General features: G+C 68.7%; 8 protein-coding genes and 1 pseudogene. 4 read left to right on the top strand and 5 right to left on the bottom strand.

Annotated features, from left to right (window positions below):
* Positions 1–9 precede the first annotated feature (9 nt).
* A complete protein-coding gene (locus SYV04_RS12320) occupies positions 10–573 on the bottom strand; it encodes an imm11 family protein (protein WP_321545915.1) in 564 nt (187 codons plus the stop codon).
* 9 nt (positions 574–582) lie between these two features.
* Positions 583–903, bottom strand: a pseudogene (locus SYV04_RS12325) (AHH domain-containing protein); the annotation flags it as partial.
* A gap of 787 nt (positions 904–1,690) precedes the next feature.
* On the opposite strand from SYV04_RS12325, the gene SYV04_RS12330 reads away from it, so the two are divergent.
* Both SYV04_RS12330 and SYV04_RS12335 read left to right on the top strand, forming a co-directional pair.
* On the top strand, positions 1,691–2,386 hold the full coding sequence (locus SYV04_RS12330; RefSeq protein ID WP_321545917.1) for a glutamine amidotransferase-related protein: 696 nt from the start codon (positions 1,691–1,693) through the stop codon (positions 2,384–2,386).
* Between the two features lie 13 nt (positions 2,387–2,399).
* Entirely contained in the window at positions 2,400–3,410 is a 1,011-nt protein-coding gene (locus SYV04_RS12335) for a hypothetical protein (RefSeq protein WP_321545918.1), read from the top strand.
* A 12-nt stretch (positions 3,411–3,422) separates the two neighbouring features.
* On the opposite strand, the gene SYV04_RS12340 is transcribed toward SYV04_RS12335, so the two are convergent.
* Positions 3,423–6,569, bottom strand: coding sequence for an ATP-binding protein (locus SYV04_RS12340; protein ID WP_422723931.1), 3,147 nt, complete (start codon positions 6,567–6,569; stop codon positions 3,423–3,425).
* Positions 6,570–6,884: 315 nt separating this feature from the next.
* On the opposite strand from SYV04_RS12340, the gene SYV04_RS12345 reads away from it, so the two are divergent.
* Both SYV04_RS12345 and SYV04_RS12350 read left to right on the top strand, forming a co-directional pair.
* Complete coding sequence (locus SYV04_RS12345) at positions 6,885–7,811, top strand: hypothetical protein (RefSeq protein ID WP_321545920.1); 927 nt, start codon at positions 6,885–6,887, stop codon at positions 7,809–7,811.
* 67 nt (positions 7,812–7,878) lie between these two features.
* Positions 7,879–8,703 carry a phytanoyl-CoA dioxygenase family protein gene (locus SYV04_RS12350; protein WP_321545921.1) on the top strand — a complete coding sequence of 275 codons (825 nt, stop codon included), beginning with the start codon at positions 7,879–7,881 and terminating at the stop codon, positions 8,701–8,703.
* Positions 8,704–8,715: 12 nt separating this feature from the next.
* On the opposite strand, the gene SYV04_RS12355 is transcribed toward SYV04_RS12350, so the two are convergent.
* On the bottom strand, positions 8,716–9,279 hold the full coding sequence (locus tag SYV04_RS12355) for an imm11 family protein (protein WP_321545922.1): 564 nt from the start codon (positions 9,277–9,279) through the stop codon (positions 8,716–8,718).
* Between the two features lie 458 nt (positions 9,280–9,737).
* Positions 9,738–11,231 carry a serine/threonine protein kinase gene (locus tag SYV04_RS12360; RefSeq protein ID WP_321545923.1) on the bottom strand — a complete coding sequence of 498 codons (1,494 nt, stop codon included), beginning with the start codon at positions 11,229–11,231 and terminating at the stop codon, positions 9,738–9,740.
* Between the last annotated feature and the right edge of the window lie 158 nt (positions 11,232–11,389).

Below are 11,389 nucleotides of genomic sequence, written 5' to 3' on the forward strand. Positions count from 1 at the left end.
GCGCTCGCGCTACACTTCCTGGAACCGCGTCCCCGTGGTGCCCTGGCGCTCCAGCGCTTCCTTGAGGTCCTCCGAGACGATCAGGGCAACGTCCCAGCCTTCAGGGCGAAACACCTTGGCTGTTCCCACCCTCGCGGCATCGATGCGCAGATGATCGAGACCGAGGTATTGGCCGACCATTTCGGGCACGCCATGTTCAGGCGTCCATAGCCTGACCTTCGACGCCGCTTCATCGATGCAGCGAATCAGCCGGGTCGCGACGAGGAGCTGGTACTGGTCCGACTGCCCCTCGATGTCCACGGGGAGCAGCTGCACGTCATCCGGAGCCAGCTCCGCGAACAGGGTCGCGGCCCTGACATGGAGGATCGCGACGCCAAGCCCTGCCTCGGAGAAGTCCAGGGGGCGGCCTTCGACCTCGATGGGGACCTTCAAGCGACCCGTGATGCGGGAAGGCCTGCCGTTCGTGAACTGCCAGTCGTCCAGCTTGCGGCCATGGCTGTCGACAGGCGTGGCGAGGTGCCATCGGCCTGGAGCCTCGACGTCATCATGCAGTTCGAAGAAACGGCGCCGCATAGGGCCCCTCTATCGTGGATTGGCACGCGTCACGAGTCGGTTCAGCTCCGTCCCCGGCGTGGCGATCTGTTGGGCGAGGTCCTGGAGCGCCCCCGTCAACCTGACCCGGCACTCCGCGACACTCCGGCAGGTCTGCGTCGCCCTGCGAAGCGTCTGGTAGACGAGCCGATGGTACTCATAAGGGTGCGGCCCTTGGTGCCCTTCGAGAGGCAGCTTGTTCGCGGGGTCATTCAGCTTCATTCCCGCCTTGGCGAAGATCTCTCGGAACCTGGGCGACCATGGTCCCCCGCGCAGGATGGATTTGTCGTTGCAGATGGTCGCGAGGTGGAGATCGTCCACAGGGCCACTCTCAGCAGAGGTTGTTGAGCAGGGGCAGACAGGTAAGTGGGAAGCCTCATTGCTCAACCTGCAACCGCCTGTTGCAGCGCCCTCGGAGCTACCCCGCGTGTTCGGCTGTTCGGAAATGTCGGGACTTTTTACGCCCGAAACCCCCGACATTTCCGAACAGGATGACTGAAGGCCGGGCTACGTGGTGCGACCCTGAAGACATCGGTCTGCCCGGAGTAGGTCACACGCTGCACGTGGGGTGAGCGCCACTGCTGCCGCCATGAGCAGTGCCAGGACGTAGCGTCCCTTCAGATCGAGGTAGCGCCCGCCCACCAGTGCCCCTCTGAGCTGGAACATCCTCCAGACGGTCTCCCGAGGGGAGCCGCTGAGGCGTACTTCCATCGCCAGCATGCGAAGCGACCGCGCCAGCTCTTCCGGCGTCACTTCCACGGGCTGGAGCTCGGCAGCGCGGGGGAAGTGGTGAACTGTTTCGCCCTGCCCCCCGCTCACGCGGACCCTTCGTTGAGTGCTACCGCACCCCACCACCAACATCACCAGCAGAAGCGCACCTGTCCCACGCAGAGTCACGGGTCTCACCGCCTCGAAGGAGGAGCGCACAGACTAGGAAGGGGGCTGGGGGCGATGGGATGATTCGCCGAGTCGCACGCGCGCTTCTGACTCAACGGGTACACGAAGCGAGGGAGCGCACGGCCGCCAGCGGCTTGCCTCGTGCCAGAGAGAGTCGATCGTGCTTTCCTCCGGGGCCTTCGAGTCGTGGAGGTGATGGACGATGCGCGCAGTGGTCTTCGAGCATGATGAGGATGCGGGCGTGGGGCTACTCGGCCCGGTGCTTCAGCAGGCCGGATTCTCCCTGACCCGACGCTTCCGCTCCGTACGCCGCGAGGATGTGGACGCCGAGCTGGTGGTGGTGATGGGCGGCCACATGGGCGTCTATGAGGCGGACCAGCACCCCTTCCTCCATGAGGAGATCGCTCTGCTCTCCGAGCGGCTCGCCAACGAGCGGCCCTGCCTCGGCGTGTGTCTGGGCGCGCAGATGCTCGCCTCCGCCGCCGGCTCCGAGGTGTTCCTTGGCAAGAACGGGTTCGAAGTCGGCGCGCTCCCCGTGCGCTGGACGCAGGACGGGCTGAAGGACCCCGTCATCGCCGGCTCGCGCCCCCGCACCGTGGTGGCCCACTGGCACCAGGACACCTTCAAGGCCGTGCCCGGCGCCACGCTGCTGGCCTCCACGGACCGGTACTCGCAGCAGGCGTTCCGGCTCGGCAAGTCCTACGCCTTCCAGTTCCACCTGGAGCTGGGCGCCGAGGACCTGGACCGCTGGCTCACCCACTGGAGCGAGGAGCTCGCCCAGCGGGGCAAGGATGCGCAGGAGCTGCGCTCCCAGGTCCCCAAGCTCAAGGCCGCCCAGGACGAGAACACCGAGCTGCTGCACCGGCTGGCGAACCACTTCGCCAAGGCTGTTCGCTGAGAGGAGCCGGGCCGTGACGGCACGCAGGCTGGCAGTCCTGGGCGGAGGGCTCCTGCTGCTGACGGCGGCCACCCCTCCTCGCGTCGAGCTGTCTCGCACCGTGTGTACCCCGCGCGGCGCGTGCGTCACCCTGGCCGACAAGGAGCGTGATGGCGGCCTCCTCCGTCTGGAGGAGAAGCTGCCTCGCAAGGTGGCGCCTGGCACAGCCTTCGGCTTCTGGCTCACCTGGCCCCAGGACTCAGAGGACCGGCAGCGCGAACTCGGCTCCCGCTCGGAGGAGCTTCACCAGGTCACCCTCACCCCCGCTGGCCGCTTCGAGCTCTTCTCCCCTGCCGCCCTGCGCGTCCGGCGTGCTCCGAGTGAGTCCGCCGGTGTGCTCGTCCACGTCTCCTTCGATCCTCGGGAGAAGGCGCCCCTCGTGGCAGCGCTCCCTGAGGTGGTGGCGGCGGCACAGGCACGCGAGCTGCTCACCCCGGAGCAACAGCAGGCGCTCGCATCGCGACAGAAGGCCCTCGAAGAGCGGCTGCCCGCGCTGGTACGCGCGATGGATGCCTTTCGGGAGCGCCCCGCCGACATGAAGGCGCGCGAAGCCTTCCTCTCGACCCTGCTCTCCTTTCCCGGAGAGGAGCTGAACCCGACCTCCCCCTCGGTGGCACCCGAGCGGTTCCTCTCCGCCGCTCAGCGCACCGCGCTGCGCAAGGCAGGCTACGAAGTCCTGGGGCGGCAGGGGCTGGAGTACCCCGCGACTCCCGGCGTCGTGTACAGGCTGATGATCCAGGCCTCTTCGGTGGAACAGCTCGTGCGCGAGTGGAACGCGGGCCTGCGCGGCTCCGCCGCCAATATCGAGGACGTGCCTCGTCCCGCGTTGGAGTTCGAGCGCGCCCACCGCTACGACGATGTCAGCTTCACCCTCGAGGTGCGCGGCGACAGTGGCCGGACCCGGATGGATCAGGTGCTGGAACGACTGCTCCAGGTGCCTGGAGTGCGCCGGGCGCCAGGCCCACCGCTGCCGTCTCCTCGCTGAGTCTCTGCCCCCTCAGCCGCGGAGTTCGGGTCCCCGAGACAGCAGCCGCTCCAGGAAGCGCAGCGCCCCGCGCATATCCGAGGAGAACGCCTCCCCGGGCATGCCGTGGAACGTCTCCACGCAGCGCCGCGCCGCTTCCCGAGCATGCCGCGCATCCTCCCCTCCCTTCGAGGCCGCCTCGGCCAGGGCCAGGTCCGCCGCTGTCTTCAGCAGCGTGGTGAGCCCGCGCAGCACCGGGCACCTGCTCGTCTCGGGCGCCTCTTCCAGGGCCTCGAAGCTCGCGATGGCCGCGCTCGCATCTCCCAGCGTCGCATCCACCGCGGCCCTGTGCGCGGCGAAGCGCAGCGCGTGCCAGCGCGCCACGCCGTCCAGCACGGAGATCGCCTCGGCCAGCCAGTGCCTCGCCTCGGCCAGGTCTCCCAGGGCCAGCTCCGCGCGGCCCAGCTCGCCCATCGCCGTGCCCTCCAGCAGGCGCACGCCGAGCTGGCGCCCCATCCGCACCGCCGCCGTCAGGTGCTCGCGCGCCTCCGAGGCCTTGCCCTCCTCCAACAGCAGGCACCCCAGGTGCAGCCGCGCCAGCGTGTGCCCCGCGCGGTCTCCCACGCTGGCGGCGCGCGTCATCGCCTCCTCCACCAGCGCCTTGCCCTCGCGCAGGCGGCCCGTCTCTCCAATCGCCACGGCGCAGTGGGTGGTGAAGCCCACCTCGAGCGCCACATCGCCCACTGCCCGGAACAGCTCCCGCGCGGCGCGCAGGTGGGGAATCGCGGCGCCCGCGCCCTTGCGCGCCTGCTCCACGAGCCCCAGGTGGCCCACCGCGTACGCCTCCAGCCAGCGGTCGCCTCCCGAGGGCAAACCCTGCGCCTGCTGGACGAGCTCCCACGCTCCCGCCACATCGCCCTGCTGGCGGGCCACGATGGAGAGGTCCACCAGCACCCGCTTCTCCCCTGCCACCGCTCCCAGCCCATGCAGCGCGGCGCGGGCCTGCTCCAGGTCCTGGCGCGCCTCGTCCAGGTTGCCCGCCTCCAGGTGCGCCCGGCCCCGCACCGCCCAGGCCGAGGCCAGGCGCGAGGGCTCCAGCGCCACGGCACTCGCCAGCTCGAGCGCCTGGTCCAGCCGGGTGAGCAGCAGGCTCAAGGGTCCCCGGGCGACGATGTCCGGCTCCAGCGCCTCCAGCGCTTCCAGCGCCACGGCCACGGAGCGGGACGTGGCGGGCTTCACGGCGAGCGCGTGGTCACAGACGGCCAGCAGGTTCTCCCGCTCGCGCGCCAGTCGGCGATGCGCCTCGGTGACGCCCTCTCGCGGCGCACGCTCCCGCAGGCCCCGCGCGAGGGCCAGGTACCAGTCCGCGTGGCGAGCCACCAACTCCGCCGCGTTGCCCAGCTCCGGCAGCCTGTCGGCGGCGTACTGCCGCACGCTCTCGTACATCCCCAGCCGGCACTCCTCGGCCGGCCCGTCCGTCTCCTGCGTCCGCAGCAGCGACTTGCACCGCAGCGAGTAGATGACGTCCAGCACATCCAGCGGCCCGGGGGGCAATGCCACCACCGCCTCCGCCGCCTCCAGCGTGAAGCCACCCCGGAACACCGAGCACTGCGCCAGCGCGTCCCGCTCCGCCGGCTCGAGCAGGTTCCAGGACCAGTCAATAGCTCCCCGAAGCGTGGCCTGCCGCGCCGAGGCATCCCTGCGCCCGCTGCGCAGCAGCTCGAAGCGACGAGAGAGCCTGTCGCGCAGCTGCCCCACGCCCAGCACGCCCGTGCGCGCCGCGGCCAACTCGATCGCCAGGGCCACACCGTCCAGCTGGCGGACGATGTCCACCACACGCGGCGCCTCCTCCGCCGTCAGCTCGAAGCCCCCGCGCACCTCGCGCGTCCGCTCGACGAACAGGCGCACCGCCTCCGAGCGGGCGATCTCCTCCAGTCGCGTCTCCCCCGGCGCCGGCAGCGGCAGCGGCCCCAGCTCCAGCAGGCGCTCTCCGGGCAGGCACAGCTCCTGCCGGGAGGTGACGAGGAACCGGGCACGCGGGGCCAGCACCATCCACCGCTCCAGCAACTGTGCCCCGGGCCGCGTGGCCTGCTCCATGTTGTCGAGGATGATGAGCGCCTCGCCGCACTCGTTGAGCGCCAGGCCCAGCCGCTCCACCGGCTCGCTCACCTCTCCGTCTCGCGTCAGCGACACGCCCAGCGCCTGCGCCACCGCATGGCAGAGGGCGTCCTCCGTCGTCGCCTCCGCCAGCTCGCACAGCCACACCCCGCCCTCCCAGGCGCACGCCTCCAGTTCCAGCCCGCCCAGGTGGGTGGCCAGCCGCGTCTTGCCCATCCCCCCCGGCCCCAGCAGGGTGATGACGCGGGTGTCCTCGCGCAGCCAGCGCCGCAGCGTCTCCAGCTCCGTGGCCCGGCCGATCAGCTCATGCTGCGCAGCCGGCACGTTGCCCTGGCGCTCCCGGGGTGCCCGAGGCGCGCCGAAGCGGCGCTCGGACAGCGAGGAGGGCAGCACCTCTACCAGCGGGACGGCGCTCTCCAGGCCCCGGAGCCGAAAGGTGCCCAGCGGACGCACCGCGGGCCTGCCCAGCGCCTCGGCCTCGGGCGCCACCCGGGCCCACGCCGCGCCGCTCACCAGCACCTGCCCGCCGTGCCCCGCCCCCGCCACCCGCGAGGCCGCGTTCACCATGCGGCCGAAGTAGTCCGCCCGGCCCGTGCGCTCATCGATGCGGCACTCGGGCTCGCCCATATGCACGCCCATGCACACCCGCAGGCCCCGGTGCAGGAGTCCCAGCGGCCCCCACTCCTCCGCCGCCTCCGGCTGCGAGAGCAGGTCCTCGGGCCAGGGCGCCCGCAGCAGCGCCTCCTGCGCCTCCAGGCACCAGCGCACCGCCTCCACCGGAGAGGCGAAGGCGAGCATGAAGGCCCCGCCCTGCGTCTTCACCTCATAGCCCGTGCCGCGATCCAGCAGCGCGCGCAGGACCGCGTCGTGGACCTCCAGCGCGTCCCGCATGCTCTCGGGGCAGCGCTCCCACAGCCGGGTGGCGCCCTGCACATCCGTGAAGACCAGCGCCACCGTCCCTGTCGGAGGCATGGCACGGCCCTGGCGCCGTGGCGCGCCGCCGCTCGGCCCCCACGGGCCCGCCCTCGCGGCACACTCCTCTCCTGGGAAGACTTCACCCATCGCCCGCCCCCGTTTCTTCCGTGGCTGAGTGCAGAGGTAGTTCCTCGCCGGCTCAGGTGCATCTGGAGCCCCGCTCCTGAGTGATGGAACTGATCACACGCCACCACATGAGCGCATTTCACCCCCTGTATGCCTGGGGGGATCCACACTTGGATCATCCAGCAGTGGATGCCTGGAGCTTCCAGTGCTCAACACCGCGACGCGGGCTGTGTCCTCCAATTGGAAAACACACAGCCCTGTTGCCTCCCCAGGGGATTTCGCTTGCGTGTGCGGACCCCACACTTCCGCTCATTCACCTTGGAAGAGGTCACGCCTATGACATGCACCTGCCTGGCTCGTCTCCGTGCGTTGCTGCTCCTCTGGGGTGTAGCGCTCGCCACCAGCTGCGGTCCGGTGGGCGAACCCTCCGAGCCACGGCAGCACACGCGACAGGCCCAAGGGCTGGAGGGACTCAACGGACTGTCGGCCAATGGGCTCTCGGCCAACGGATTGTCAGCCAACGGGCTGTCGGCGAATGGGCTGTCCGCGAACGGACTGTCCACCTCGGAGTTCGCCAGCTGGTTCCAAGCGGACGAGGCGCTGGCGGACTCGGTGATGCGCTACGTGGTCCGCTGCGCGCTGGCTGAGGGAACGTCCCTCTCGTACACGGTGCCCGAGACGGGGGAGCGCTACACCTGGGAGGGCCTCCTGGGACTGGCACCGGGCTGGGCCAGCGGCACGCGCGCCAGCACGAGCGAGCAACAGGTGGTCTCCGCGTGTCTGGCGGCCCACGTCAACAAGTACGGGATGACGGTTCCCATCTCCGTGCTGGGACTGGGCGCCACGGGAGCGCCCGTGCCGTACACGAGCGCGGAGCTGCGCGCGTACTCACAGCGCGAGGCGTGCTTCTTCGGCAACCTCTTCACCTCCGAGGGCCTCTACCTCGGCAGCGACCGGGGGAAGCTCAACGCTCGAGAGAGCACCGCTCGCGCGTGCTCGCTCTCCTCCAACTCCGGCGGCGGGCACACCGACTGCCCGCCCCTGGTGCATGTCGGCAGTTGCGCGGCCTACTGCACCTTGGATGCCTCGAAGACGTATTACACCGCGTGTACCTACAACGGCGTCACCTACCGCCCCCTCACCACGCGGCTGCGCGAGGAGGATGTCTACCTGTGCGGTGATGGTGCGTGCCAGGTGTCCGAGAGCTGTGGCACCTCCAACCAGTACGACAACTGCGGACTGGACTGCGGCGCCTGTCCCTGAGGCCGGCCGCGCCTGGCTTCTCGCTCTGCTGGCTTCGGGGTACGGTCCCGCCGCGCTGGGGGCAGACATGAGCCGAGCCGATGATTTCGAGCGACAGGGGTTCCTCGTGCTGCCGGACTTCGTCCCGGCGGCCGCGTGCGATGCGCTGAAGGCCCGCGCCGAACAGCTGGTGGAGGGCTTCGAGCCGGAGACGGTCTCCATCTTCACCACCCACGAGCAGACGCGAACCTCGGACGCGTACTTCCTGTCCTCGGGGGATCAGATCCGGTTCTTCTTCGAGGAGAACGCCTTCGCACCGGACGGCTCTCTGCGACAGGCCAAGGCGCTGTCGATCAACAAGCTCGGCCATGCAATGCATGACCTGGACCCGGTCTTCGAGCGGTTCTCGCGCACGCCGGAGCTGGCCGCGCTGGCCACGGAGCTGGGGGTGCGAAAGCCCCTGCTGCTGCAGTCGATGTACATCTTCAAGCAGCCGCACATTGGCGGCGAGGTGAACAGCCACCAGGACTCGACGTTCCTCTACACGGAGCCGTACACGTGCCTGGGGTTCTGGTTCGCGCTGGAGGACGCCACGCTGGAGAACGGCTGCCTGTGGGCGCTGCCAGGAGGACACACGCTGGGGTTGAAGAAGCGCTTCGTGCGAGCGCCCGGAGGAGGTACGGCGTTCCAGGTGCTGGACTCCACGCCGGTGCCCGAGGAGGGCTTCGTGCCGCTGGAGGTGAAGAAGGGCACGCTGGTGGTGCTGCACGGGCTGCTGCCGCACAAGAGCGGAGCCAACACCTCGCCGAAGAGCCGCCACGCCTACTCGCTGCACCTCATCGATGGCACGGCCACCTACCCCGAGGACAACTGGCTGCAGCGCGCGCCGAGCATGCCGGCTCGGGGGTTCTAGCGCGCGGGTGCATTACACCTCCTCGAACCTAGCTCCCGTGGCGCCAATCTGTTCCATGGCAGCCTTGATTTCACCTGAGACAATCAAAGTGCCTGACCACCCCTCGGGACGAAGCACTTGGATGTTCCCTGTCTTCGACTTGTCGAGCCGCAAGCTTCGTACATCACGATACTGCCCTACCTTCTCCGGCTCACCGTCCTCAGGAGTCCACAGCAGGACCCTGGATGCTTTCTCGTCGATGCAGCGAATGAGGCGCGTGGCGACAAGGATCAGGTATTGATCCAGGTGGCCCTCGATATCGACGGGAATCAGCTGCACATCGTTCGGCGCCAACTCCAAGAATGCCGTGGCCACCTTGATATGAACCACTGGGATCTTGATTCCTGCCTCGGAGAAATCCAACGGCTTGCCCACATGCTCAATCGGAACTCTCAGGCGCCCCTTGATCAGTAGCGACTTCCCATCACTGAACTGCCAGTCGTCCACCTCGTAACCTTGGCCATCCGTCGGGGTGGCGAGGTGCCAACGGTGCGGAAAATAGACGTCATCGGACAGCGCGAAGAACCGCTGGGACATGGATCGGACACCTAGCGCGGACTGCCTTGGGTGACGAGCTGGTTGAGTTCCGTCCATCCAGTGGGAAGACACCTCCCTTTCGCATAGATGCTCCCAAGCGCCTTCACGAGGAGGTTCCTCTAACCCTTTTCAGCAAAGTTGCCGAAGGTGCTGAGCGATGGCCATCGTTTCCGTGGAGGCAGAGCGATCAGGGCTTGAGCGCCTGCCCAGGGCGGGGGCTGAGCAAACCTGTCAGACATCAGACAGGTTGGGCAGAAGCGCCGCCGGGGCGGCCCCTAATGCAAGACCCGGAGCCAACTTTCCACTGCGCAGCCTTCAGCACCTGGCGGAAGCGCCTGAGCGGCGATGCACACGAGAGGCGGCGGTCCTCTCTCGGGAACTGGGTCTTCACTCACTTACCTGAAGGGGATTAGAGAAGCCCTTTCGCTTGAACCACTGTCTTCTTCACTGTGAAGCGCTCACGGTGGGTGCGCCGTTGGCTGGCGCCGGGGAGGAAAGGAGGGCAGATAACAGTCCCCCTTCCAGTCGTATGCGTCCTCCCGGCACGGTGACTGGGCATCGCGCAGCGCGTACCAGCACCCGCCCCGGAGCTCCACCTCGCCATATTTGTTGCAAGGAGGCCTGCGCTGCCCCGGAAAGGGGTTCGCGGGCAGCGGCAGTCCCACCGCTGGCACCTTGGTGTCCGTGAGCATGGTGGCCAGCGCCGAGGCGGGAGTGACGCTGTCTCCCACCGCTACGCTGCCATCCTCTTGGGAACTCCTGTTCGAGGCGACAGGAGCCATGTCCTGCCCTCGGTGCAGCCACGCCACCGTGAGCCCCGCGAGCAGCAGTCCCAGGAGCGCCACCGCCAGTTCCGCTCCCCATGTCGGTGCCAGCAGCCGAGACCGCGCCTGCTCACGGTATGCCGCAGCCCGTCTCCGTGCCTCTGTCTCACGCAGCGCCAGGCCCTCCCTCGCGGCGACATCCTGCTCCACGACCCGCTGTACTCGCTCTGGAGAACGCCAACGAGGGTTAGGCTCGTTTCCCCAGCAGAACAATGGACGGTCCGCCTCGGGCCCCGCGCTACGCACGGCCTGCTCCAGTGCTTCGGCCGCCACCACGGCCCTGCCCCCAAACCGCTCCACTGGCGCCATGTCCAGCAGTCGCAGGATGAGGGTCTCCAACTCCGGGCTCACCCGAGGGTTGAGCGCTCTCGGTAGACGCGGCCCGGGCCCAGCCTCGCGCCACACTTCGGTGCCTTCCTCATCCGTGGGCGGATATTCGTCCGTCACCAGCCTCCACGCTGTCACGCCCAACGCGAACAGGTCATCACACGCGCTGGCGGGGTAGTGCGCCGTGGGGTGACGAAGAAACGCGTGGAGAAACGCCCGCGCCTCCGGGCTGCGATAGGCAGGAGTTCCCGGAGGCAACAACCGCCAGGTGAGCGTGGCCGCGCCCCGGTAATGCCCCGCCCCAAAGTCCGTGAGGAAGGCCCGATTATCGCCAGGCCGCACCAGCACGTTGCTCCCCTTCACGTCTCGATGCACTCCACCGGCTGCGTGCGTGGCCTCCAAGGCCCTCGCCACCTGTGCCAGCAGTTGCAGGACTTGTCGCGATGAGGGGCTTCGCCGCGAGGCCCACTCGTACAGCGGCTCGCCTTCCACCCACTCCATCACCAAATAGGGAAAAGCTCCCGAGGGATGCTCCCACACGCCCTGCGCATGCAGTTGGGGAACGTGGGCGCTGTGGATGTGCGAGAGCAGCCACGCCTCGCGCGCGAAGCGCTCATCCCCCGGGTGAATGGCCAGCTTGAGCGCGAACGGTCCGGAGACATCGTGACCTTCATGCTCCACGCGGTAGAGGGTGCCGTAGGCGCCCCGACCTCCCCAGCCCTCGATCCGCCATGGCCCCACCCGCATCCCTACCGGAAGGCTGAGCGGATCCACTTCCTGCAGGGGTCGCTTGGTTCCCACGGGCACTCTCCAGCCAGGGCGACGTGTGCCCCGATCCAGTCGCCGCCCTATCCTACCCCATGGGTCCTCAAAGCACCTGCCCTTCTCCAGCCGGTCGACTACTAACTGGTTAGTAGTCACGGCCCCCGTCCCGGCACTCAGACTACTAACTGGTTAGT

It is taken from the genome of Hyalangium ruber (assembly GCF_034259325.1).
Classification (GTDB): domain Bacteria; phylum Myxococcota; class Myxococcia; order Myxococcales; family Myxococcaceae; genus Hyalangium_A; species Hyalangium_A rubrum.

Bases quoted from the DNA above. Each gene is read 5' to 3' on its own strand.
- SYV04_RS12320 (WP_321545915.1), bottom strand. From the start codon at position 573: ATGCGGCGCCGTTTCTTCGAACTGCATGATGACGTCGAGGCTCCAGGC.
- SYV04_RS12345 (WP_321545920.1), top strand. From the start codon at position 6,885: ATGACATGCACCTGCCTGGCTCGTCTCCGTGCGTTGCTGCTCCTCTGG.
- SYV04_RS12340 (WP_422723931.1), bottom strand. From the start codon at position 6,569: ATGGGTGAAGTCTTCCCAGGAGAGGAGTGTGCCGCGAGGGCGGGCCCG.
- SYV04_RS12355 (WP_321545922.1), bottom strand. From the start codon at position 9,279: ATGTCCCAGCGGTTCTTCGCGCTGTCCGATGACGTCTATTTTCCGCAC.
- SYV04_RS12350 (WP_321545921.1), top strand. From the start codon at position 7,879: ATGAGCCGAGCCGATGATTTCGAGCGACAGGGGTTCCTCGTGCTGCCG.
- SYV04_RS12330 (WP_321545917.1), top strand. From the start codon at position 1,691: ATGCGCGCAGTGGTCTTCGAGCATGATGAGGATGCGGGCGTGGGGCTA.